Origin of the sequence: Streptomyces sp. BE20, from assembly GCF_036322525.1 — a bacterium.
Taxonomy (GTDB): domain Bacteria; phylum Actinomycetota; class Actinomycetes; order Streptomycetales; family Streptomycetaceae; genus Kitasatospora.
On sequence record NZ_JAQYWW010000587.1, the window covers coordinates 33045 to 55265 of the forward strand.

Below are 22221 nucleotides of genomic sequence, written 5' to 3' on the forward strand. Positions count from 1 at the left end.
GGCCCGCCCGGCGAACCGGCGCGTACCGGGTGCGTCCCGGCGGCGCGCCCCGTGAGGAGGGGCGCGCCGCCGGAGTCTCTGGGTGGGGCGAGCTGCCGTACGGGCCGCCCGGGCCCGGCCCGGCTACGCCGCCCGGGTCGACGCACCCGGCCGCGCCGGCCCGCTCACCCCGGGGCCGTCGGCCGCCCCTCTCACCGCGGCACCCCGGCGGCGTCCAGGAAGGTGCGGAACTTGGCGCTGGTCTCGGCGAGTTCGGCCTCGGGCCGGGAGGCGGCAACCACGCCGGCCCCCGCGTACACCCGCAGGGTGCGTTCGTCGGCCTCGGCGCAGCGCAGGGTGACGACCCACTCGCCGTCGCCGTTCGCGTCGCCCCAGCCGACCATCCCCGCGTACAGGCCCCGGTCGAACGGCTCGATCTCGCGGATCGCCTCCCGGGCGAGCGGTGTCGGCGTGCCGCAGACCGCCGGGGTCGGGTGCAGGGCCGTGGCCAGCTCCAGGGCGGAGACGGCCGGGTCGGCCAGTTCGGCGGTGATCGTGGTGGCCAGGTGCCACATCGCGGCGGTGCGCACCAGGGTGGGCCGTTCCGGCACGTCCAGGGTGCGGCAGTACGGGGCGAGCGCGGCGCTGATGGCGTCGACCACGACCGCGTGCTCGTGCAGGTCCTTGGGCGACTCCAGGAGCGCGGCGGCCCGGCGGACGTCCTCCCCGAGGTCCGGGCTGCGCGGGACGGAGCCGGCCAGCGGGTTGGCCAGGACGGCGACACCGCGGCGGGAGAGCAGCAGTTCGGGGCTGGCCCCGATCAGGGTGCGGCCGGACCCTGCGGGCAGCGCGAAGGTGTAGCCGCCGGGGTCGCGCCGCGCGAGGCGCTGGAGGATGGCGGGCAGGTCGAGCGGCTCGGCGGCGCTCAGCTCCAGCGTCCGGGCGAGCACCACCTTGCTCAACTCGCCCTCCTGGAGCCGTCGGACGGCCTCGGCGACGCCGGCGCCGTAGGTCTCCGGCGCGGGCACCGGCCGGACGTCCCACTGCACCCGGTCGGCGGCCGGGGCGGGCAGCGCGATCAGCGGGTCGTCGCACAGCGCGCCGCAGGCGCGGACCCTGACGGGGACCGCGAGTTCGGCACGGCTGTCGTGGTCGAAGGCCACGGCGCCCACCACCAGCGGGTTCTCCACGCCGTCACGGCGGACCTGCGCGAGGGTTTCGGCGACCCGGACGGGCAGCGGGCGGCCGTCCTGCGGGACCTCGGCGTGCACGCCCTCGGCGAGCAGCGTGCGGGTCGGGGAGGCGAAGAACGCCTGGTCGGGAGCGGCCCGGTACTGACCCAGCAGTCCGCTGGCCGCGCCGATGACGGCGTGGTCCGCCCCGGCGGGGGCGTGATGCACCGTGGTCACCTGGATTCCCCCAGTCTGTGAGCGGCGGCCGAGGCGGCGAATGCGGACTGCTGCACAGGAAATCCCCTCCGACCAGCAACATTAGGCAAGCCTAACCTAACACAATCGAACGATTCCGCCGAGAGGTCCTTCACGGCTTCCGGGTCGGACCGCGACGGCCCGCAGGACGCCGGCCGCACCCGAAGGTGGACGCAACGTTGCGTCTGGTGTTACGGTCCAATCGAGACGCAACGTTGCGTCCAATCTCGCGAATCGTCCCGCCCACCGGCACGGACCGGCCGCCAACACCCTCCCCTGCCCTCCTCCTCAGTGGAGCCCCCGCATGCCCTCCGCCCCGCCCGGCCGCACAGGCCCGCCCGGCCGTTCCGCCCCGCTCGCCCGGGCCGCCGTCGCCCTCGCGTTCTGGGTCACCATGGCCGGCACCACCGTCCCGACCCCGCTCTACTCGCTCTACCAACACGCCTTCGGGTTCTCGCCGTTCATGGTCACGGTGATCTTCGCCGTCTACGCGCTGGGCGTCGTCGCCGGACTGCTCGCACTCGGCCGGCTGTCCGACCAGATCGGCCGGCGCCCGGTCATGGCCACCGCCCTGCTGCTCGCCGCGGCCGCGGCCGGACTGTTCGAGGCCGCCGACTCGCTGCCCTGGCTGCTCACGGCCCGGGTGCTCTCAGGCTTCGGCGCGGCACTGATCACCGGCGCCGCGACCGCGGCCCTGCTCGACCTCGCCGCGCCCGAACGACGGCTGCGCGCCCAGACCCTGGCGCTCGCCGCCAACATGGGCGGCCTGGCCGGCGGCACCCTGTTCTCCGGCATCCTCGCCGAATGGGCCGGCTCGCCGCTCCGACTGCCCTGGACGGCGGCCCTCGTGCTCACCGGCATCGCCCTGATCGGCCTGTCCGCCGTCCCCGAGACCGTCCCCGCCGAGATCCGCGCCGGCGGGATCCGCCTCCGCTTCCAGCCCCTGCGCATACCGGCCGACATCCGCCCCGCCTTCCTGCGGGCCGCGCTCGCCGGCGGCTCCGGCTTCGCCGTGAGCGGCGTGCTGACGGCGGTCAGCGGGCTCTTCCTCGCCACCGTGCTCGACCTGCACAACCACGCGCTGACCGGCCTGGTCGTCGCGCTCGCCTTCCTCTCCACCGCCGTCGGGCAGCTGCTCGTCCGCGTCCTCCCCCCGGCCCGCACCCTGCCACTGGCGTGCGCCGGACTGGTGCTGGCCGCCGCCCTGATCGCCGGTGCGCTGCTGACCGGGACGCTGGCGCCGCTGCTGCTCGGCGCCTGCGTCAACGGACTCGCCACCGGTACCGCCATCGGCACCGGGCTGGGCACCATCAACGGCGGCGTCGCCCCCGAGCGGCGCGGCGAGACGGTGTCCACCTTCTTCGCCGTGCTGTTCTCGATGCTCTCGGTGCCGGTCATCGGCGTGGGCGTGCTCGTCCAGGCCACCGGGCTGCGCACGGGCGGGGTGACGTTCAGTGCCGTGGTCGCGGCACTGGCGGTGGGCGTCGCGGCCGGTCTGGTCCGACGGACCCGCGAGGCGACGGGGGCGGAGGAGTCCGGCACCCCGGGTCCGACCGGCACCCCGGGTCCGACCGGAGCGAACACCGCAGGTCCGTCGGCGGCCCTGGCCGAGGAGGCATGAGAGGATGACCACGATCGACACCCCCGGCCAGCCGCCCCCGCACAAGGACCCGAGCACCATCGCCGCCCAGCCCCGACCCGCCACCGGCAGCAGCTCCAGCAGCCGCCGCAGTGAGGCCGCGCGCCTGGCCGTGCTGAACGCGGCCGACGACCTCCTGGTGGAGCAGGGCTTCGAAGGTCTCACGATCGAGGGCATCGCCGCTGCGGCCGGGGTCGCCAAGCAGACCATCTACCGCTGGTGGAAGTCCAAGGTCGACATCCTGTTCGACAATCTCGTCCTGGACGCCTCCACCGCACTGGCCTGGCCCGACTCCCCGTCGACCCTCGCCGACCTGCGCGCCTACGTCCACCGGTTCGCCGCCTTCCTCGGCGAGGCGCCGGCCGGCCGGGTCCTTCAGGCCCTCCTCGGCCACGCCCAACTCGACTCCCGTACGGCCGATCTGCTGCACGGTGGCTTCCTGGACGAGTTGCGCGCCCGCGACGTCGCCCACACCCGTGCCTGCCTGGACCCCACGGGGGACGACCCCGACGAGCGGGCCGCCCTGCTGCTCGACGCCCTGCTCGCCCCGCTCTACCACCGGGCCCTGGTCCTGCGCCGCCCTCTCGACACCGCGTTCGTCGACGCGCTGCTCGACCGGCACCTTCCGCGCTGACCTTCCACGCCCTCACCAACTCCCCTCACTCCGGCCCGTGTTCACCTCCGGGTCCGTTCAGGAGTCACCATGCTCAACCGCACCCGCCCGACCTACGACGTCCGGGTCGTCGCCGTCACGCCGCTCACCTCGGCGCTCACCCGGATCACCTTCACCGGCCCCACCCTGAGCGACCTCCCCATCGAACACCCCACCCAGTGGGTCAAGGTGGCGATCCCCGAAGGCCACTCCCGGGCCTACACCATCCGCCACCACCGACCGGCGGACCGCGAGGTGGACATCGACCTCGTGCTCCACGACAACGGCCCGCTCGCCCGCTGGGCCGCCGTCGCCCGCCCCGGCGACCGGGCGCAGCTGGCCGGACCGCGTGGTCGCCGCCCCTCCTTCGAAGGGGCCGAACACGTCCTCCTCGCCGCCGACGAGAGTGCCCTGCCCGCCGCGCTCACCATCATCGAGGACCTTCCGCCGGGGATCCCGGTCTCCCTCTTCGTCGAGATCGGTGACCCCGGGAACGTCCTGCCCCTCCCCGCCCGGCCCGGCCTCACCGGTCACTGGCTCGTCCGGCGCCCGGAGCAGACCAAGGGCAGCCTGCTCGCCGACACCCTGCTCGCCACCGACATCCCCGCCGGCACCGCCGCCTGGCTGGCCGGCGAGGCCCACGCCGTCGCCGTCGTCCGCCGCCACCTGCTGACGGACTGGTCGCTTCCGCGCGAGCGCGTCCACAGCAAGGGCTACTGGAAGCACGGCGAGTCCGACCACAAGGGCTGACGTCCGCCGGTCCCGCCCGACGCGCGGGACCCGGCGCGAGGGACCCGGCGCGCGGAGGTCAGCGCGTGGGGCTCGGTGCGGGAGTCAGCCCCGTACAGCCGCGCAGGCCGTCGCGCCGCTTGAGGGCGGCGGTCGCCGCGGCGCCGGACTGCGGGACGGGTACGCCCTTGTCGTCGATGGTCGCCGGCGCGAACGCCTCGCCGAGCACCTTCCCGGTCGGGCCGACCGTCAGCGTCGTCACGCCGGTCTCGTTGGAGTTGGCGTAGTTGGACGTGCCGTACCAGAGGAAGTTCCCGAAGCCGTACCCGACGTAGGTGGCGCCGAGCATTCCGGAGCCGAGCATGGTGTGCGCGTGGGTGCCGACCACGGCCGTGGCGCCGGCGGTGGCGAGCTTCCGGGCGATGGTGGTCTGGGCGTTGGTCGGACAGGCCTTGCCCTCGTCGCCCCAGTGCAGGTAGACGAGCACTACCGGCGCCTGCTTCTTCGCCGTCTCGACCGCCTTGACCAGCGCGGCGGCGTCCAGCGCCGAGGCGATGCCGGGCTTGTTGGCGCCGGCGCGCCACTTCTGGTTGGTCAGGTCCTCGACCTGGCTGGCCGCGACCACCGCGACCTTCACCCCGCGCACGGTGGACACGTACGGGGCGTACGCCTCCTGCGCGTTGCGGCCGAAGCCGACGATCGGGACCGGCGAGGAGTCCTGGGCGGCGAGGGTGTCGGTGAGGCCCTCCGCGCCGAAGTCCACGGCGTGGTTGTTGGCGAGGGAGATCACGTCGACGCCCGAGCCCTTCAGCGCGGTGAGCGCCTTGGGAGAGGTGCGGAAGGTGTAGGTCTTGGCCTCGGGGGCACCGCGTTCGGTGATCGCGGTCTCCAGGTTGAGCACGGCCAGGTCGGCGGCCGAGAGCGTCCTGGCGATGGGGCCGAGCGCCGTCTCGGGCGCCTTCACGCCCAACCGGGCCTCGGTGCGGCCCTCGAAGTGCACGTCGCCGGCGAAGGCCACCGTGATGCTGCCGTCGGGGCGGGGAGCCGCGTCGGCGCCGTCGGAGGAGGTCGGGTCGTCCGGAGTGCCGGACGCCTCCGGGGCCGCCTTCGCCGCCTCGGCCGCCGCACTCGCGGCCTTGGCCTCCTTGGCCGCCTTGACGGTGGCCGGGTCGGGGTCGTCCGGTCCGCAGGCGGCGACGGGTATCAGCCCGAGCAGCAGTGCGACGGCGGCCGCGGCACGGCGCATGTGTTCCCCCCGTGGGTCGGTCCAAGAGCGCGGTCAGCCTACGCCACTCCCCCACTCCCCCTCCGCCACGCCTCCACGAACCGCGCCCGCCCGCCGCCCGGTGTCCGCCCCGCCCCGCCCCACCCGCGGACGCAGGTCAGTCTTGCCCGTCGCCGTGGCGGTGGCGAGCAGATATCGCGCCGTGCCCCGAGGGGACGGAGGGCGCTCCGCGCGGGCACCCGTGGCGCCGCGGGCCGGGCACGGGGGTGCCATGCTGATACCCGGCGGCCCGCACGGCCGGGGGCTGCCCGGCCGGCGAGCAAGGACCGCCGGACAGGCACGGACCGACAAGCAAGGGCCGACAGACGACGGCCGGCAGCTGACGAGTTTCGGATGACGGATAACAGATGACGGATTCTGTCCGACCACACCCGGGCGGCACCGAGCCCGGCCCCGCCCCCGCGCCGGCCTCCCCCGAGTCCGACTTCACCCCCGCCCAGCGCGCCCGCGGCCGGGCGCTGCGCCGCGCCGGTCTCCCGTGGGCGCTGGGCGGACGGCTCACCGGCCTGGCGCTGACCCTCGCGCTCGGGCTGACCTCCGCCGGGGCCGGGCTCGTGACGGCGGTGGGCGGCTGGTTCGGCGGCTCCCGTACGGCGGAGGTGCTGGCCGGAGCGGGTGCGCTGGTGCTCCTCGGCCGGGCGGCCCAGCTGCCGTTCGGGGCGGGCGCCCGGTCGGTGCGGACCCGGTTCGGCCTGGTGACCCAGGGCTGGGCCGGCTGGGCCGCGGACCTGGCGCGCGGACTCGCCCTGACCCTCGCCCTGGTGCTGCCGACGGCCTTCGGCCTGTACGCGCTCACCGACCGGTCGCCGGTGCACTGGTGGGTGCCGGCCGCGGGCGCGGCCGCGCTGCTGACGGCGGCGCTCTCCTTCCTCTACCCCCTCCTCGTCGAGCCGGTGTTCAACCGGTTCACCCCGATGGAGCCGGGCCCGCTGCGCGAGGCGCTGCTGACTCTCGCCGAGCGGGACGGCGTCCGCGTGCGGGACGTCCTGGTGGCGGACGCGTCGCGCCGGACGACGGCGCTGAACGCCTACGTCTCGGGACTCGGCGCGACGCGGCGGATCGTCGTGTACGACACGCTGCTGTCCACCGCCGAACCGCGCGAGGTGGAGCTGGTGGTGGCGCACGAGCTGGGGCACGTGAAGCACCGGGACGTGCTGACCGGCACGGTGCTGGGCGCCGTGGGGGCGGCGGTCGCGGTGGCACTGCTGGGCCTGGCCCTCGACCGGGGCCCGCTACTGTCGGCCGCGGGCGCCACGGACGCGGCCGACCCCCGTTCACTGCCGCTGCTGGCGGCGTGCGCGGCGCTGCTGGGCGCGCTGTCCGGCCCGGTGCAGTGTGCGGTGAGCCGCCGCGTCGAGGTCCGGGCCGACCGGCACGCCCTCGAACTCACTTCGGACGCCGAGCAATTCATCGCGATGCAGCGCAGACTGGCCCTGACCAACGTGTCCGACGTCGACCCGCCCCGGGTGCTTGAACTACTGTTCGCCACTCACCCGAGCGCAACGCGCCGGATCGCGGCCGCCCGAGCCTGGCAGGCACGTCGCACCGCACACAAACTCGTTGTATAGTGCAACAAATACCGGAAGCCGAGGAGGTGGGTCCACCATGCCCGACCGCGAGACGTCGATCGACACCATCCAGCGCGAGCTGACCGCCTTCGCCCGCCGGGCCCGGCACAAGGCCTCGCAGCTGCATCCGGACCTCTCCCTGGTCACGTACAGCATCCTGGACCTCATCACGGAACGCGGCGGCTGCCGGGCCGCGGACGTCGCCGCGCACTTCATGCTCGACAAGTCCACCGTCAGCCGCCAGGTCACCGCGCTGGAGAAACTCGGCCTGCTGCGCCGGGAGACCGACCCCGAGGACCAGCGCGGCCAGATCCTGCGCGCCACCGACGCCGGCCTGACCCTGCTGCGCGAGGCCAACGAGCACCGGCGGGTCTCCTTCTCCGCCCGCTTCACCGACTGGTCGGACGAGGACGTCGCCCGGTTCTCCGCGTACCTGGCCCGCTACGGCGCCGAGGACTGACCGGCCGGCCGCGCCGGGACGACGGTCACCGAACGAGGCGGCCGGCGAGGCTGCCGACCCGCCCCCCTCGGCGACTCGGCGGCTCGGCGGCTCAGCCGACCGTGAGGACGATCTTGCCGCGGACGTGGCCGCCCTCGCTCTCGCGCTGCGCCTCGGCCGCCTCCGCCAGCGGGTAGACCCGGTGCAACGGCAGGACCAGCCCGTCCCCCTCGAACAGGGCGAGCGCACCCGCCAGGGCCGGCCCCTGGTAGTCGGCAGGCTCGGTGCCGCCGGTGAACCGCACGCCGTGCTCGGCGGCGCCCTGCCAGTCGGCGATGGCCAGCACGTTCTCCGCTCCGCCCGCCAGCTCGACGGAGAGCGGCAGGACGCCGCCGAGGCCCGCCGCGTCCAGGACCCGGTCCACACCCTCCGGGGCGGCGGCCCGCACCCGCCCGGCCAGACCGTCCCCGTAGACGACCGGGACGGCGCCCAGATCGCGCAGGTGCGGGTGGTTGGCCTCGCTCGCGGTGCCGATCACCCGGATCCCGCGCTGCCGGGCGAACTGCAGCAGGATCGTGCCGACCCCGCCCGCCGCACCGTGCACCAGCAGCGTCCCGCCCGGCTCGACGGCCAGCAGGTCGAGCGAGCGCCACGCGGTCTCGGCGGCCACCGGGATCGCCGCGGCCTGCTCCCAGCCCAGCCCGGCGGGCTTGCGGGCCAGCTTGTCGGCCGTCGCCAGCACGTGCTCCGCGTAGCCGCCGCCGTGGACCGCGCCGAACACCTCGTCACCGACCTGCCACGCGGTGACGTCCTCGCCCACCGCCTCCACGACGCCCGCCACCTCGTAGCCGGTGACGGCGGGGAAGGTGACCGGGAAGAACTCGGTGATCGAGCCCGAACGCACCTTGTGGTCCAGCGGGTTCACGCCTGCGGCGCGGACGGCGATCCGCACCTGGCCGGCGCCGGGCGCGGGCACCTCGATCTCGATCGGGCGCAGCACGTCGAGGCCGCCGTACTCGGCGAAGCCGATGGCCTTGGTCGGAAGGGTGCCGGGATCGGCGTCGGTCATGGGGATTCCACCGTTCTCTCGTCTGTCTCTGCCGGGGCCTCGGTGTCGGGTGCGGCGCCGAGGTGACGGTCCCAGCCTGTCCGTGGTGGAGGTGATCCCCCGCCGGTCGTTCGGCCGGTTCGGCCTGGCCGTTCGGCCAGGCTGCGCCGGGCGGGCCCGGTCTACGCTGGACGGCATGGTGGAACAGGCACGCGCAACGGGCCGGGCCCGGACGGCGGCACCGGCCCGAACGGCCGAGACCCGGTCGACGAACCCCGCCCGGACGATGGACCGGGCCCCCGGCGGCGAGCGGGCCGCGTGGTCCTGGGACCGGCCGGAGGGCGCGCTGGCCCGGGTCGTCGAGGTGCTGCGCACGCCCCGGCCGGCGATCATGCCGAGGCTCTCGGAGGTGACCGCCGACCTCGTCCCGCACGTCGCGCTCGCCCAGCTCAGCGGCGTCTGCACCTACTCACCGGCCAGCGCCTTCGGCCCCGAGGAACTGTCCACCCGGATCACCAGCCCGGAGCTGGCCCGGGTCGCCGAGGCGGTGCCGCCGGGCCGGCCGTGGCAGGGTGAGGCCGTCCTGGCCGGGCGGTCGCGGCCGGCGGTCGCGGTGGCGTCGGCACCGGCCGGCAGCAACGGCGCGCTGCTGGTCCTGGTGCGGGCGACCGCCGGGCCCCTCGCCCCGCTGCCCGAGCTGCCGCTCGCCCTGCTCCAGCAGCTCTGGGAGCTGGTGACCACGCACTCCCACCACCGGGCCATCGACGCCGCCCCCGCGCACGCCGCCGCCTCCCGCGCCTCGGCCGCCGCCAGGGCCCGCGCGATCGCCGAACTGAGCGGTGCGCACGCCTCCGCGCTCTCGGCGATCCTCGCGCCGCTGCGCGCCGCCGCCCTGGACGACGCCACCGCCCGGCGCAGTGCCACCGACCTGGCCGTCACCGCCCTGCTCGACCTGCGCGGGGCCGCCGACCTCGACCGCGAGCTGAGCGAGGAGCCCGCGGCCACCGCGTTCGCCCGACTCGCCGACGTGCTGAGGCCGTTGCTCCGGCACAGTCCGGTCCGGCTGGACCTGCTGGCGCCGACGGCCGGCGACCGGTCCGTCCCCGCCGACACCGCGCACACCGCGCGGGCGGCCGTCCGCTCCACCGTGCTGGCCATGCTGGAGCAGGACGGTCTGGGCCGCCTGCACGTGAGTTGGCAGTTCGTGGACGGCACGCTGCGCGCCGTCGTCCGGGACGACGGCCCGGGGCTGCTCACCCCCGACGCGCTCGCCGTCCACCGCACCGCCGACCGGATCGCCGCCCTGGCGGGCCGGTTGACGGTCGACGCCGTCCCCGGCTGGGGCACGACGGTCACCGTCGACCTGCCGCTGAACGTGGCGGCGGCCCCGGTCACCTCGGTGGATCCGCTGGAGGGCCTTCAGCCGCGGGAGTTGGAGGTCCTCGACCAGCTCGCCCAGGGCCGCCGCAACCGGGAGATCGCCCAGGCCCTGCACATCAGCGAGTCGACGGTGAAGTTCCACGTGGCCAACATCCTGGCCAAGCTGGACGTCAGCTCCCGCGGCGAGGCCGCCGCCCTCGCCCACCGCGCCGGGCTGTCCTCGACCCCGCCGTCCCTCCACGCCGCGTCCTGAGCGGCCGGCCCGGCACCGGACGCACCTGCCCGCCGCGCCCCGCGTGCCCGGGGGCCGCGGGGCCCGAGGGGGTCAGGACCGTTCGACGGCGGCCTTGATGCGGCGGCCGAAGTCGGGGGCGTCCTTGCGGGCCGCGCGCAGCGCCGGGGCCACCAGGAGTTTGCCGAGCCCGTGGCCGTCCAGCTCGTTGAAGATGCGGACCCGGGTGCCGCCGCCCGGGAGCGGTTCGAGGTCGTAGCCGCCCTCGGCGGTGATCAGGTTCTTGCTCTGCTCGGTCCAGCGGATCGTGTGCGGCGGCTCCAGCGCGGTGATGCGGAACTCCCGGGAGGTCTTCACCCCGGCGTCCTTCACCGTGCTGCGGAAGACGGTCCCGACGGCGGTCGGGCCGTCCGGGGTCTTCTCGATCGACTGGACCCGGGGGCTGAACTCCGGGTCGTTGCGGCCGTCGGCCAGGTAGGCGAAGACGTGCTCCACCGGCCGGTCGACCTCGACGCTCGTGTCGAACATTCCGGACATGCCGGCTCCTCGCGGGGTGCGGTCGGACACTGCGGTGCTGCGGGTACTGCGGTCGGACACTGCGGTGCTGCGGGCACTGCGGTACGGCGCGGCCAGGATTTCAGAGAGCCGCCCACCCCGCCTCCCGGGCGCCGGGTCCGGCGGTGCCGCCGGAAGCGCCGGAGCGGAGCCGCCGGGCGGCGGGACGGGGCCGGAGCAGTCCTCTGCGGATCGGCTGTCACATTCCGGCGGGCTGCTCCGTCCCCTTGGCGACGGCGACCGGAAGCGGCCGCCCGGCACCCGGAGGGGCACAGGACATGGCGCAGCACATCACGGTCGTCGGCGGCGGTTTCGGCGGACTGACGGCGGCGATCTCGGCGGCCGAGGCGGGGGCTGCGGTCACCCTGCACGAGGCGCACGGAACGCTCGGCGGGCGGGCCCGGACGGCGCAGGCGCCGTACCGGACCAACGAGGGCCCGCACGCCTTCTACCGCCGGGGGCCGCACTGGACGTGGCTGCGGCAGCGCGGGCTGGTCGGGCCACTGGCCCGGATCCCGGCGGCGGAGGCCCTGCGGATGCGCTACCACCGGGACGGCGGGCTGCACCGTCTGCCGCCGGTCGGGCTCACGCGGCTGGCGCGGCGGCGCGGGGCCCCGGTGGGCCGGACCTTCCTGGGCTGGGCGAGCGAGGTGGCGGGTGAGCGGACCGCGCGGGCGGCGGCGAACTTCGTGGCCGTCGCCACGTTCCACCACGACCCCGGGCTGCTGTCGGCGGCGTTCGTCCAGGAGCGGCTCCGCCGGTCCGCGAGCCTCGTGCCGGAGGCGCGGTACCCGGTGGGCGGCTGGCAGTCGGTGATCGACCGGATGGCGGCGCGGGCCCGCGAGCTGGGTGTGCGGATCGAGACGGGCGCCCGGGTGGACGACCTTCCGGTCGGGGGCGGCCCGGTGATCGTGGCGACCTCCCTGGACTCGGCGCGGCGGCTGCTGGGCGACGACGGCCTGGTCTGGCACAGCGGTCGGACGCTGTTGCTCGACCTGGCGGTGCGGTCGCGGCGCGGCGACGCGTTCTTCGTCTCGGACCTGGACGGCCCGGGGTGGGTGGAGCGGTTCACCGCACAGGACGGGAGTCTGGCGCCTGCCGGGGAGGAGCTGATCCAGGCCCAGTTCCCGCTCGCCCCTGGCGGGCGGAAGGAGGACGGGACCGCCCGGGCCGAACGGCTGCTGGACCTGGGCTTCCCCGGCTGGCGCGAGCGCGTGGTGTGGCGGCGCACGGCGGTGGCCGGCGGCCGGACCGGCGCGGTGGACCTGCCCGGTACCTGCTGGCGCGACCGCCCGGCCGTCGACCGGGGCGACGGCGTGTACCTGGTGGGCGACCAGGTGGCGGCGCCGGGCGTACTGAGCGAGGTGTCGTTCACCAGCGCGCTGGAGGCCGTCTCGCTGGCCGTCGCGCAGCGCCCGGCGAGCCGGGTCTCCCGCTGAGGGTGCCAGGGCGTGCACGGGACGGGCGTGTGGCGGCGCGGACGGCCCTGGCGCGGCTCTTCGGCCCGGGCTGCCCGGGCCGAGCCCCCGCTGCCGAGCTCCCCGGGCTGCCCGGAAACGGTGTGCGCCGCCTCCGGGCACCGTGCTACGTTCGGCCGTCCGAGCTCGACCGGGGACCGACCCGGAGACAGGAGGTGAATCGTGGCCGCGGTGACCGCTGCTGCGCACGTGCTGCGTGGCGCCCCGACTGCCCTCACCTCCCGGGTCCCGGTCTGACGCTTCTCGCGACGGGGCCCCTTCCTCCAAGGGTTCACCCATGTCTTCTTCTTCCTCCTCGTCCTCCTCCTGGTACACCCGTGTCGAAACGCCGTCCGACGTCCCGACCGTGCGTGAGCTGACGCTGGCCGCCTTCGGCCGGCCGATGGAGGCCGACCTCCTCGATGCCCTGCGGGCCGACGAGTCCTGGATCGGCGGTCTCTCGACCGTCGTCACCGACACCTCCGGCACGCTCGTCGGCCACGTGGCCTTCACCCGCGCCCACATCGGGGACGTCCCGGCCCTCGCCCTGGCGCCGGTCTCCGTACGACCGGACCGGCAGCGGTCCGGTGCCGGATCCGCCGTCGTCCTGGCCGGGCTGGACGCCGCCCGCGCGACGGGCGAGCGGTTCGTCATCCTGCTCGGCCACCCGTCGTACTACCCGCGGTTCGGTTTCGGCCGGGCCTCGGAGCACGGGATCGTCCTCACCCTCGACGCGCCCGACGAGGCGTGGATGGCCCTGAGCCTGGACGCCGAGCGCCACCCGCTGCCGTCCGGAACGGCCCGCTGGGCCGCGCCGTTCGGCATCGCGTGACGGAACACCGCCGCCCCGGTGCGGCTTCCCCTCCAGATTGCTGGGATGGAAGCCGTGCCGGGGTGCACCCGAGGATTCCGGTAGTCAGTTCGGGACCGTTCCCCCTACCGGAGGGATCTCCGCATGACCATCACGTCTCCCGCCCCCAAGCGTCGGCGGGCCGTCTTCACCACGGGTTTCGCCGCGGTCCTCGCGGTCACGGGCCTCGGGCTCGGCGCGGCGCCCGCCCACGCCACCCCGCCGCCCGGGGCCACCTGCAACCCCAACATCGAGAGCGTCTGGGACGACATCACCTCCGCCACGATCACCCCGGTGATCACGGAGTTCACCTCGTTCAACATCACGCCCGGGACGACCGGGCAGCAGACGCAGCGCCTCAGCGTCCTGAACACGGTCACCACGAAGATCAACAACACCGCGGACTTCAGCGCCGGTTACAAGTCCACCCTGTCCGAGGTCGGCGTCAAGGTCGGGTTCCAGGTCGCCAACGAGCGCACCAGCACCCGGACCACGGAGCTGAGCCGGGTCGTCAACCTGAACGCGCCCGGCTACTACGGGATCTACCGGGGCGTCCTGCGGGTCGACGGCGAGTGGTCGCGGTACCTGTGCGCCCGGTCCGGCGCGGCCTCGGGCTACTGGATCAACGCGAGCCAGACGGGCACGGGCCAGTACACGACCTTCAACTTCCCGGAGGAGGGCACGGTCTCCTGCCCGTCGCCCGAGCCCGCCGGCACCGTCCGGGCCGCGGCCCGCAAGGAGCTGTGCAAGTGACGACCCGCAGGTACGACCAGGAGGGGAAGAGCATGACGAAGCGCAGGAGCGGGGCCGCCCGCCGCCTCGGTGCCGTCCTCGGCGCGGCCGTCACCGTCGGCGCGCTGCTGACGGTCGGGGCGCCGGCCGCGTCGGCCGACCCGATGGACGGCTACAGCTGCGAGGGCGGCGGGTACCGGATCCTCACCCCGCACACGTACGGCGGTGAGCGGATGGTGCTCCAGGTCTCGCAGGAGCGGGACGAGCACGGCTCGATCATCCAGGCCCCGTGGGACGGGGAGGCCGTCCAGCAGTGGCAGCTCTGCAGCCGGCCCGACCCCGACCACCCCGGCAGCAGGTTCTACAAGCTCAAGGACCATGCGCGCTGGTGGTGCCTGGCCGTCGACCACGGGTACGAGGGCGACGGCGCCTGGCTCCTCACCGAGGGGTGCAGCACGGCCACGCGGCAGGTGTTCTGGAGCAAGCCGGTCCCGGGCACCGACCTGGTCGCGCTCCAGGCCCAGCACAGCAACAGCTGGGTGGCCGTCCAGGGCGGGTGGTGGGCGGCGCACGCCGTCCAGATGCAGTTCCAGGCCGACCTGTTCACGCTGCACAAGGTCTGGTAGCCGGAACGGGACGGGGGAGGTCCTCCCGGCGCCGGGCAGCGGCCGGGAGGACCTCCGGACGGGTCAGAGCACCCGCCGCTCCTCGGGGACGACCGCCGAGGGGGTGCCGCCGGTCAGCTTCAGCAGGTCGTCGTACGTCATCGGGACGACGGTGTGCGGGTGGCCCGCGGCGGCCCACAGCACCTCGTGGCCGGCGAGGTCGGTGTCGACGACGGTCCGCAGCGGGGCGGGGTGGCCGACGGGGGCGACGCCCCCGATGGCCTGGCCGGTGGCCTCGCGAACCTGCTCGGCGCCCGCCCGGGTGATCGGTCCGGTGCCCAGCCGCCGGGCCAGGTACTCGGTGTCGACGCGGTGGGCGCCACTGGTCATGACCAGCAGGGGCGCGCCGTCGCAGGTGAACACCAGGCTGTTGGCGATGGCGCCGACCTCGCAGCCGAGGGCGGCGGCTGCCTCGGCGGCGGTACGGGCGGAGTCGGGCAGGACCCGGATCTCGCCGGGCAGACCGGCCGCCGCGAGGGCGTCGGCGACCGCCTGACTGCGGGCGGGGAGGGAGGACGTCATCGCGCCGTCCTGCCGGACGCCCGCGGAACGCGCCCGGCCGCGCCCGACGGCGCTGAGGACGGCCCGCACCCCGGCGGTCAGGACGGAGGAGTCCCGTCCGACGCCCCAGACCACCTCGCCCCCGGCACCGCCGGTGTCCCCCGCGTCGTCCGTGCCGTCGGCGCTGCCGCCGCCCCCGATCCTGGCCTCCACGTACGCGACGGCGTCGCTGTCGGGGCCGGTGCGGACGGCGTGCTCGGTGAACCGGAGGATGTCGACGGGGTGCCCGGCCGCACGGAGCGCCGCGGACACCGCGTCCAGCGGCCCGTTGCCCTCACCCCGGAACGCCGTGCCGTCGAGGGTGACCTCGGCCCAGTGCGCGCCGCCGGCCGTCTCCCCCGTGCGCCACGACGCGTCGACGGCGGCGTCCAGGTAGGTGGCCCGGAAGAGCGCGTAGAGCTCGTCGGCGGTGACCTCGCGCCCGCTGTCGTCCGTCGACTCCTGGACCACGCGCGAGAACTCGATCTGGAGGCGGCGCGGCAGGTCGAGGCCGTGCCCGGCCTGGAGCAGGTAGGCGATGCCGCCCTTGCCGGACTGGCTGTTGACCCGGATCACGGCCTCGTAGTCGCGGCCGAGGTCGGCCGGGTCGATCGGCAGGTAGGGGACGTCCCACGGGGCCAGGCCGGGCGGGACGCCCAGGCCGGCGGCGGTCGCGGCGTGGTGGGCGAAGCCCTTCTTGATGGCGTCCTGGTGGGTGCCGGAGAAGGCAGTGTGGACGAGGTCGCCGACGTAGGGGTGGCGTTCGTGGACGGGCAGCCGGTTGCAGTGCTCGACGGTGCGCCGGATCTCGTCGATGTCGGAGAAGTCGACCATCGGGTCGACGCCCTGGGTGTACAGGTTCAGCGCGAGGGTCGACAGATCGACGTTCCCGGTCCGTTCGCCGTTGCCGAAGAGGCAGCCCTCGACCCGCTGGGCGCCGGCCAGGACGGCCAGTTCCGCGCAGGCGACGCCGGTGCCCCGGTCGTTGTGCGGGTGGACGGAGAGGATCACCGAGTCCCGGCGGGCCAGGTGCCGGTGCAGGTACTCGATCTGGTCGGCGTAGACGTTGGGGGTGGCGATCTCGACGGTGGCGGGCAGGTTGTGGACGACCGGGCGGTCGGGGCTCGCGTCCCAGAGCGCGGTGAGGCCGTCGCAGAGCTCCAGGACGTAGTCCGGCTCGGTGAGGTTGAACACCTCGGGCGAGAACTGGAACCGCAGGCCGGGCCGGTCGCCGGCCCGCCGGGCCATGTGCTCGGCGGCTCCGGTGACCAGCGCCCGGACCTCCTCGCGGCTGCGGCCGAGGACGACGTCCCGCCAGACGGGGGCGGTCGCGGTGTAGAGGTGGACGACGACCCGGGGCAGCCCCTCGACGGACTCGAAGGTGCGGTCGATGAGGTCGGCGCGGGCGGCGGTGAAGACGACGACGGTGACGTCCTCGGGCACCGCACCCGGCGTGGTGGCGAGGCGGCGGACGAAGTCGAAGTCGGTCCGGCTGGCGGAGGGGTAGCCGACCTCGATCTCCTTGAAGCCCATGGCCAGGAACAGGTCGAACATCCGCTGCTTGCGCGCCGGGTCCATCGGCTCGGCGAGCGCCTGGTTGCCGTCCCGCAGGTCGACGGGCACCCAGAGCGGGGCCCGCTCGATCCGCCGCGACGGCCACGCGCGGGCGGTGGCCTCGGGCAGCGGTACGCGCCGGTGGGCGGGGCGGTAGCGGTGGAACGGCATCGCGCTGCCGCGCTGCGGGTTCCAGGCGGGGGCGGCGGCCGGGACGGGGCCGGCGGGGGTGCGGAGGGTGGGGAACTGCGGAGTGGTGCCTGGGGCGGTCACGGGGGGTCCTTCGCTGCGCGGTTTCCGCGCGGTCGGTACCGGACGACGACCGGCAGCACGGCACCCCGCAGCGGGGTGCCGGTCCGGTCAGACCCCGCTGCGGCCACCGAGAAGGAGACTCCACGACTGCATAGCGGGTACCGTAACCACGATCCGCCGCCTCGGACAACTCGGTTCCGCAGAACGGACATCGGGCCGTGCGCCGCTGCCGGGCGCCCGCACCGCGGCCCGGCCGGAGCACGTCGGACATCGTCGGAGGTCGGGTCGGAGGCCAGGTCGGAGGCGCGATCGGGCACATCCCGGACGGATTCGGGGCACGGCCGCGGACACGGCCGCGGCACCTCCGGGGGCGGGCCGCAGGGACCGTCCGGCGCCCGGCCGGGACGTTAACCGCACACTGACGCCATGTTAAGGACGTGTGTGCACGTCGTCCGAAGATCGAACGCGCTTTCACTCCTAACACACCGTATGACTAGTATCGCCTCGTCAAAAGACCGTGCCCCGGACGGCCCGGCCCTCACGGACCGGCCGCCAGCCCCAAGGAGACAGTTCTGCGCGCGCGTGCGAATCGGCGGCCCCCGACGCCGAAGGCCCCCCGCAGGCGTCCGCGCCTGTCACTGCGGACGGCACTGCTCGTCCTCGCCCTCGTCCCGAGTCTCGCCCTGGCCGCCCTCTGGGCCGTCACCAGCGGCGTGACCTTCTTCGACTTCCAACGCCAGGCGGCCCAGGGACTGCTGGCGCAGAAGGCGGGACAGCCCTCCAACATCGTCTACTACAACCTCCAGGAGGAGCGCCGGCTCAGTGCCGAGGCGCTCGCCCGGCCCGGCAGCGTCACGGACCAGCTGAAGCGCCAGCGGCAGCTGACCGACGAGGCCGTCACGAAGTTCCAGGCGCTCTCCGGCGAGACCGCCGACAGCGCGCCCACCGACGCCCGCAACGCGGTCGCCGAGGCGCGCCGCGCGCTCGGCAGGCTGGCCGAGCAGCGGTCCGCCGTCGACCGGTCCGCCGTCGACCAGCAGACCGTCTACGCGTACTACACGGACCTGATCGCCGTCGACCTCCGGCTGTTCACCGCGCTCAGCCACGTGGCCAACGGCGAGGTCACCTGGATCTCCAAGACCCTGGTCAACGCGTTCTGGGCCAAGGAGATGCTGGCCCGCGAGGACGCCATCCTGGCCCGCGGCTGGCCCTCCGGGAAGCTCAGCACCGCCGACTACCAGCTGCTCCAGCAGGCCATCGGCGCCCAGGACCACCTGTTCACCGTGCAGGTCGTCCCGTACGTGCCGGCCGACGAGCAGGGTGCCTGGCAGCAGCTCGCCAACAGCCCCGCCTGGCAGGCCAAGGCCACCGTCGAGCAGGCGCTGATCCGGCCCGCCACCGTCGACGCCGGCGGCAGCGTCAAGCTCCCGCAGCTCCAGGACCAGTGGCGACAGGCCCTCGACCAGGTCAACCCGGCGCTGGTGAAGGCCATCGAGACGCGCACCGAGGGCGTCGTCGAGGTCGGCAAGGGCTCGATCATCTCGCTGCTCACCCGGGTCGCGCTGACCGCCGTGATCGGCCTGTTCGCGGTCGTCGCGGTGGTCCTCACCAGCTGGCGGCTCACCCGCTCGCTGCGCCGCCGGATCAAGGAGCTCCAGAGCCAGGCCCAGGAGCTGGAGCGGACCCTGCCCGAGGTGGTGGAGCGGCTCTCGCAGGGCGAGCAGGTCGACGTCGAGGCGGAGAGCCGGGCCATCACGGCCGGACCGCACTCCAACGGCACCGACGAGCTGGCGCAGCTCGGCCAGGCGCTCAACCTGGCCCGCACCTCCGCGCTGGAGACGTCCGTCCGCCAGGCCGAGCAGTACCGCGGCTTCGAGCGGCTGCTCCAGCGGATCGCACGCCGTACCCAGCTGCTGATCGGCCAGCAGCTGCGCAAGCTCGACGAGCTGGAGCGCAAGCACGAGGACCCGGAGGTGCTGGAGGGGCTGTTCGACCTCGACCACCTCACCGCGCGCCTGCGCCGCTACGAGGAGAACCTGGTCATCCTGGCCGGCGGCCAGCCGCAGCGGAAGTGGCGCAAGCCCGTCCCGCTGCTGGACGTGCTCCGCTCCGCCCAGGGCGAGGTACAGGACTACCGCCGGATCATGCTGGACGTCGAGGGCCACCCGTGGCTCTCGGAGCGCGCCGTCGGACCGGTGGCCCACGTGGTCGCCGAGCTGATGGAGAACGCGGCGACCTTCTCGAAGCCGCCCACGCCGGTCGACGTGCGGGCGGCCGTCGTCGGACGCGGCCTCGCCATCGAGATCGAGGACCGCGGGCTCGGCATGGACCCGGACCAGTACGACGCGGCCAACGCGCTGATGACCAGCCCGCCGCGGATGGACGTGCTGGCCCGCGCCGACGACATCCGGCTCGGCTTCTACGTGGTCGCCCGGCTCGCGGCGAGCACCGGCATCAGGGTGGAGTTCCGGCCGTCGGCCTTCGGCGGCACCCGGGTGGTCGTGCTCGTCCCCGGCGAGCTCGTCATCGACGGGGACGCCGACCTGCCGGACGCCGTGCCGGTCGAGCCGATCCCGCTCGCCCGCCGCCAGCGCGGCGCGCACGGCAACGCGGTGCTGGCCTCGGTGACCGAGATGCCCGCTCTGTCGACCGCACCGACCGTGCCGACCGCTGGACCGGTGGTCCTGGTCGACGAGGACGAGGAGGGGCGCGCGGCCATCGAGGCGGCGTTCGGCGACAGCGTCGACACCGCGACCACGGCCCCCACCGCCGCCGGCCCCTCCGACGGCCCCGGCGAGGCCGCCCCCGCCGACCAGGGTGCCTTCCCCCAGGCGGGCGGCTACCCGGAGCAGGGCGGCTACCCCGAGGGCCGCGGCTACTCCGGTGGCAAGACGTTCACCGACGACGACGTCCCCCCGGACACCGACTGGTTCACCGGCAACCCCCGGCCGGAGCCCGCCGAGGCGTTCGCGCTCGTCGAGTACGTGACGCCCGCGGAGGCGGAGCAGCCCGTCGAGCACGGTTCGCCCGGCTACCAGGCACCCGCGTACGGCGGACCGGGCTACGACGGCACCCCGGCCCACGGCAGCCCCGCCCACGCCGGTGCCCCGGAGGCCGCGCTCCCGCCGTACGACGCCCCCGCGTACCCCGACATCGCCTACGCGACGGTGACGCCCGCCGAGGCGCCGTACGCCGACGAGCAGTACCGGCCCGCCGACCACTACCGGCTCGCGGAGCGCCGGGAGCGGCGCGAGTACGACTCCGCGATCCCGCTCAGCGCCCCGGAGACCGGCCAGCCGCCGCTCCCGCAGCGCGTCCGGCAGGCCAGCCTCGCCGCCGAGCTGCGGGTCCCGCCGCAGCCCCGGGCCGACCACGGCGCCACCGCCGGCGGGCAGGCCGACGCCCCCGGGCTCGTCGGGCAGGGTGGGCAGGACGGTGCGGCGGGGCCCTTCCAGCGGCCGCCCCGCCGGTCGGGCGCGACCATCGGCGCCTTCCAGCGCCAGTCCCGCGCCGCGCGCGGCCAGGGGCCGGACCCGGACGGCACGGGTCCCGAGCACCCCGACTCCCCGGCACCCCCCACCCACGCCGGCCCCCCGACTCCCGCGCCGGGCCCGTCCCCCTGGGCCCTCCCCGCCGCGGACCCCCGAACCACGAGGACGGAAGACCAGTGATGAACCGTACGATCGCCACCCACCAGGACCTGGACTGGCTGCTGGACGGACTCGTCGACTCGGTGGCCGGGACCAGAAGCGCCGTCCTGCTCTCCGACGACGGCCTGGTCGTCAGTCACTCGCGGACCATCGAGCGGTCGGACGCCGAGCGGCTGGCCGCCGTCGCCACCGGCCAGCAGAGCCTGGCCCGCGGCGTCGGCCAGCTCTTCGACGGCGGTCCGGTGCACCAGGTGATCGTCGAGCTGGCCGAGGTCTGGCTGTTCATCATCGCCGCCGCCCAGGGCACCCACCTGGCCGTGGTCGCCTCCCAGGAGGTGGACGCCGAGGTCATGTCGGTGGCCATGCACACCCTGGTGCAGCAGGTGGGCCAGAAGATGAGCACCCCGGCCCGCAACGAGTTCGACGCCTTCGCGGCCCGGAACCGGGGCTGAGACGCCGGTGCGCCCCCACTGGAGCGAGCCCGACGAGGACGACGACGAGGACTACGGCGCGGGCACGATGGTGCGCCCCTACACCATCACCCGCGGCCGGGTCGCGCCCGAACGCGACGACCTCACCCTGATCACCCTGCTGACCACCGTCGACGACCCGGCGGCCGAGGCGCTGGCCCGGGGCTCCCGGTCCGGGCCGCGCTCCCTGCAGCCGGAGCACCGGATGATCCTGGAGCGCTGCCGCCGTCCGGCCGCCGTCGCCGAGGTGTCGGCCGGCCTCAACCTGCCGGTCTCGGTCACCAAGATCCTGCTGGGCGATCTCATCTCGCAGGGCCTGCTGCTGGCCCGGCCGCCGCTCTCGGTGGCCCGGGTCAGCGGGGGCGTGGACCTCGGACTGCTGACGGCCGTACGCGAAGGACTCCGGAGACTCTGAACCATGGCACCGACCGCACCCCTCCCCTCCCCCGGACCGCACGCAGCGGGGCCGAACCGCCTGGCCGCCGGGGGCCCGGCCTCCCACGGCCCGACGACGGCCCCCGCCGCCGTCAAGATCCTGATCGCCGGCGGCTTCGGCGTCGGCAAGACCACCCTGGTCGGCTCGGTCAGTGAGGTCGCGCCGCTGCGCACCGAGGAGCTGCTGACCCGCGCCAGCGTCGGCGTCGACGACCTGTCGGGCATCGACAGCAAGGAGACCACCACCGTCGCCCTGGACTTCGGCCGGATCACGGTCAATCCGGAGCTGGTGGTCTACCTGTTCGGCACGCCCGGCCAGGAACGGTTCTGGTTCATGTGGAACGACCTGGTGAACGGCGCGCTCGGCGGGATCGTCATCGCCGACACCCGCCGGCTGGACACCAGCTTCGCCTCGATCGACTTCTTCGAGAGCCGGGGCATCCCGTTCGTGGTGGCGATCAACTGCTTCCACGCCCACAACACCCGCGGCCCGGAGGAGATCCGGGCCGCTCTGGACCTGGACCCGCAGGTGCCGATGCTGCTCGGCGACGTGCGGGAGCGGACCTACGGGCGGGACCTGCTGCTGGCCCTGGTCGACCATCTGATGGACCTCTCGACGGCCGCAGCGGTCGGCTGAAACGTTTCTTCGCCCGCCGGCCCCTCCCCCGGCCGCCGGGCTCCCC

General features: G+C 74.9%; 19 protein-coding genes and 1 pseudogene. 14 read left to right on the forward strand and 6 right to left on the reverse strand.

The annotated features are described in order from the left end of the window. Positions 1-191 precede the first annotated feature (191 nt). Positions 192-1394: an isochorismate synthase DhbC gene (gene dhbC, locus PUR61_RS10895; RefSeq protein ID WP_329878490.1), complete on the reverse strand. Its 1203-nt coding sequence runs from the start codon at positions 1392-1394 to the stop codon at positions 192-194. Between the two features lie 316 nt (positions 1395-1710). On the opposite strand from dhbC, the gene PUR61_RS10900 reads away from it, so the two are divergent. From PUR61_RS10900 to PUR61_RS10910, 3 genes are all read left to right on the forward strand, one after another. Beyond that, complete coding sequence (locus PUR61_RS10900) at positions 1711-3027, forward strand: MFS transporter (RefSeq protein WP_329878255.1); 1317 nt, start codon at positions 1711-1713, stop codon at positions 3025-3027. Between the two features lie 4 nt (positions 3028-3031). Then, the gene (locus PUR61_RS10905) at positions 3032-3679 is read left to right on the forward strand and encodes a TetR/AcrR family transcriptional regulator (RefSeq protein ID WP_329878257.1); all 648 of its coding nucleotides are present in this window, start codon (positions 3032-3034) and stop codon (positions 3677-3679) included. A 69-nt stretch (positions 3680-3748) separates the two neighbouring features. Further along, complete coding sequence (locus PUR61_RS10910) at positions 3749-4447, forward strand: siderophore-interacting protein (RefSeq protein WP_329878259.1); 699 nt, start codon at positions 3749-3751, stop codon at positions 4445-4447. Between the two features lie 58 nt (positions 4448-4505). On the opposite strand, the gene PUR61_RS10915 is transcribed toward PUR61_RS10910, so the two are convergent. Beyond that, positions 4506-5672 (reverse strand): CapA family protein, encoded by a 1167-nt coding sequence (locus PUR61_RS10915; RefSeq protein WP_329878261.1) that lies wholly within the window; start codon positions 5670-5672, stop codon positions 4506-4508. Between the two features lie 386 nt (positions 5673-6058). Between PUR61_RS10915 and PUR61_RS10920 the strand changes: the two genes are divergently transcribed. Together PUR61_RS10920 and PUR61_RS10925 are read left to right on the forward strand one after the other, a co-directional pair. Continuing rightward, the gene (locus tag PUR61_RS10920) at positions 6059-7279 is read left to right on the forward strand and encodes a M48 family metalloprotease (RefSeq protein ID WP_329878263.1); all 1221 of its coding nucleotides are present in this window, start codon (positions 6059-6061) and stop codon (positions 7277-7279) included. 37 nt (positions 7280-7316) lie between these two features. Then, complete coding sequence (locus PUR61_RS10925) at positions 7317-7739, forward strand: MarR family winged helix-turn-helix transcriptional regulator (RefSeq protein ID WP_329878265.1); 423 nt, start codon at positions 7317-7319, stop codon at positions 7737-7739. A 91-nt stretch (positions 7740-7830) separates the two neighbouring features. Here the strand turns inward: PUR61_RS10925 and PUR61_RS10930 are convergent, their stop codons facing one another. Continuing rightward, positions 7831-8787 carry a quinone oxidoreductase family protein gene (locus tag PUR61_RS10930; protein ID WP_329878267.1) on the reverse strand — a complete coding sequence of 319 codons (957 nt, stop codon included), beginning with the start codon at positions 8785-8787 and terminating at the stop codon, positions 7831-7833. A gap of 175 nt (positions 8788-8962) precedes the next feature. Here PUR61_RS10930 and PUR61_RS10935 point away from each other — a divergent pair, with 175 nt between their 5' ends. Then, complete coding sequence (locus PUR61_RS10935) at positions 8963-10399, forward strand: helix-turn-helix transcriptional regulator (RefSeq protein ID WP_329878269.1); 1437 nt, start codon at positions 8963-8965, stop codon at positions 10397-10399. 72 nt (positions 10400-10471) lie between these two features. On the opposite strand, the gene PUR61_RS10940 is transcribed toward PUR61_RS10935, so the two are convergent. Then, entirely contained in the window at positions 10472-10915 is a 444-nt protein-coding gene (locus tag PUR61_RS10940) for an SRPBCC family protein (RefSeq protein ID WP_329878272.1), read from the reverse strand. 296 nt (positions 10916-11211) lie between these two features. Between PUR61_RS10940 and PUR61_RS10945 the strand changes: the two genes are divergently transcribed. The 4 genes from PUR61_RS10945 to PUR61_RS10960 all read left to right on the forward strand — a co-directional run bounded on the left by PUR61_RS10945 (position 11212) and on the right by PUR61_RS10960 (position 14598). Continuing rightward, positions 11212-12372 (forward strand): NAD(P)-binding protein, encoded by a 1161-nt coding sequence (locus PUR61_RS10945; protein ID WP_329878274.1) that lies wholly within the window; start codon positions 11212-11214, stop codon positions 12370-12372. Between the two features lie 316 nt (positions 12373-12688). After that, a complete protein-coding gene (locus tag PUR61_RS10950; protein ID WP_329878276.1) occupies positions 12689-13222 on the forward strand; it encodes a GNAT family N-acetyltransferase in 534 nt (177 codons plus the stop codon). A 123-nt stretch (positions 13223-13345) separates the two neighbouring features. Next, the gene (locus tag PUR61_RS10955) at positions 13346-13993 is read left to right on the forward strand and encodes a hypothetical protein (protein WP_329878278.1); all 648 of its coding nucleotides are present in this window, start codon (positions 13346-13348) and stop codon (positions 13991-13993) included. Further along, positions 13990-14598: an RICIN domain-containing protein gene (locus PUR61_RS10960; protein WP_329878280.1), complete on the forward strand. Its 609-nt coding sequence runs from the start codon at positions 13990-13992 to the stop codon at positions 14596-14598. The genes PUR61_RS10955 and PUR61_RS10960 overlap by 4 nt, the downstream gene beginning before the upstream one ends. Before the next feature lie 63 nt (positions 14599-14661). Here the strand turns inward: PUR61_RS10960 and PUR61_RS45285 are convergent, their stop codons facing one another. Both PUR61_RS45285 and PUR61_RS10965 read right to left on the reverse strand, forming a co-directional pair. Beyond that, the gene (locus PUR61_RS45285; RefSeq protein ID WP_355401503.1) at positions 14662-15159 is read right to left on the reverse strand and encodes a YbaK/EbsC family protein; all 498 of its coding nucleotides are present in this window, start codon (positions 15157-15159) and stop codon (positions 14662-14664) included. 33 nt (positions 15160-15192) lie between these two features. Beyond that, positions 15193-16902, reverse strand: a pseudogene (locus PUR61_RS10965) (2-isopropylmalate synthase); the annotation flags it as partial. Between the two features lie 794 nt (positions 16903-17696). On the opposite strand from PUR61_RS10965, the gene PUR61_RS10970 reads away from it, so the two are divergent. The 4 genes from PUR61_RS10970 to PUR61_RS10985 are packed head-to-tail and all read left to right on the forward strand — an operon-like array spanning position 17697 to position 22175. Next, positions 17697-20654, forward strand: a complete 2958-nt coding sequence (locus PUR61_RS10970) for a sensor histidine kinase (protein WP_329878282.1) — start codon at positions 17697-17699, stop codon at positions 20652-20654. Continuing rightward, complete coding sequence (locus PUR61_RS10975; RefSeq protein WP_329878284.1) at positions 20654-21085, forward strand: roadblock/LC7 domain-containing protein; 432 nt, start codon at positions 20654-20656, stop codon at positions 21083-21085. Before PUR61_RS10970 ends, PUR61_RS10975 begins: the two co-directional genes overlap by 1 nt. Positions 21086-21092: 7 nt before the next feature. Beyond that, a complete protein-coding gene (locus PUR61_RS10980) occupies positions 21093-21518 on the forward strand; it encodes a DUF742 domain-containing protein (RefSeq protein WP_380355415.1) in 426 nt (141 codons plus the stop codon). A 3-nt stretch (positions 21519-21521) separates the two neighbouring features. After that, the gene (locus PUR61_RS10985) at positions 21522-22175 is read left to right on the forward strand and encodes a GTP-binding protein (RefSeq protein ID WP_329878286.1); all 654 of its coding nucleotides are present in this window, start codon (positions 21522-21524) and stop codon (positions 22173-22175) included. Positions 22176-22221 lie beyond the last annotated feature (46 nt).

Bases quoted from the DNA above. Each gene is read 5' to 3' on its own strand.
- PUR61_RS10900 (WP_329878255.1), top strand. From the start codon at position 1,711: ATGCCCTCCGCCCCGCCCGGCCGCACAGGCCCGCCCGGCCGTTCCGCC.
- PUR61_RS10905 (WP_329878257.1), top strand. From the start codon at position 3,032: ATGACCACGATCGACACCCCCGGCCAGCCGCCCCCGCACAAGGACCCG.
- PUR61_RS10910 (WP_329878259.1), top strand. From the start codon at position 3,749: ATGCTCAACCGCACCCGCCCGACCTACGACGTCCGGGTCGTCGCCGTC.
- PUR61_RS10915 (WP_329878261.1), bottom strand. From the start codon at position 5,672: ATGCGCCGTGCCGCGGCCGCCGTCGCACTGCTGCTCGGGCTGATACCC.
- PUR61_RS10920 (WP_329878263.1), top strand. From the start codon at position 6,059: ATGACGGATTCTGTCCGACCACACCCGGGCGGCACCGAGCCCGGCCCC.
- PUR61_RS10925 (WP_329878265.1), top strand. From the start codon at position 7,317: ATGCCCGACCGCGAGACGTCGATCGACACCATCCAGCGCGAGCTGACC.
- PUR61_RS10930 (WP_329878267.1), bottom strand. From the start codon at position 8,787: ATGACCGACGCCGATCCCGGCACCCTTCCGACCAAGGCCATCGGCTTC.
- PUR61_RS10935 (WP_329878269.1), top strand. From the start codon at position 8,963: ATGGTGGAACAGGCACGCGCAACGGGCCGGGCCCGGACGGCGGCACCG.
- PUR61_RS10940 (WP_329878272.1), bottom strand. From the start codon at position 10,915: ATGTCCGGAATGTTCGACACGAGCGTCGAGGTCGACCGGCCGGTGGAG.
- PUR61_RS10945 (WP_329878274.1), top strand. From the start codon at position 11,212: ATGGCGCAGCACATCACGGTCGTCGGCGGCGGTTTCGGCGGACTGACG.
- PUR61_RS10950 (WP_329878276.1), top strand. From the start codon at position 12,689: ATGTCTTCTTCTTCCTCCTCGTCCTCCTCCTGGTACACCCGTGTCGAA.
- PUR61_RS10955 (WP_329878278.1), top strand. From the start codon at position 13,346: ATGACCATCACGTCTCCCGCCCCCAAGCGTCGGCGGGCCGTCTTCACC.
- PUR61_RS45285 (WP_355401503.1), bottom strand. From the start codon at position 15,159: ATGACGTCCTCCCTCCCCGCCCGCAGTCAGGCGGTCGCCGACGCCCTC.
- PUR61_RS10975 (WP_329878284.1), top strand. From the start codon at position 20,654: ATGAACCGTACGATCGCCACCCACCAGGACCTGGACTGGCTGCTGGAC.
- PUR61_RS10985 (WP_329878286.1), top strand. From the start codon at position 21,522: ATGGCACCGACCGCACCCCTCCCCTCCCCCGGACCGCACGCAGCGGGG.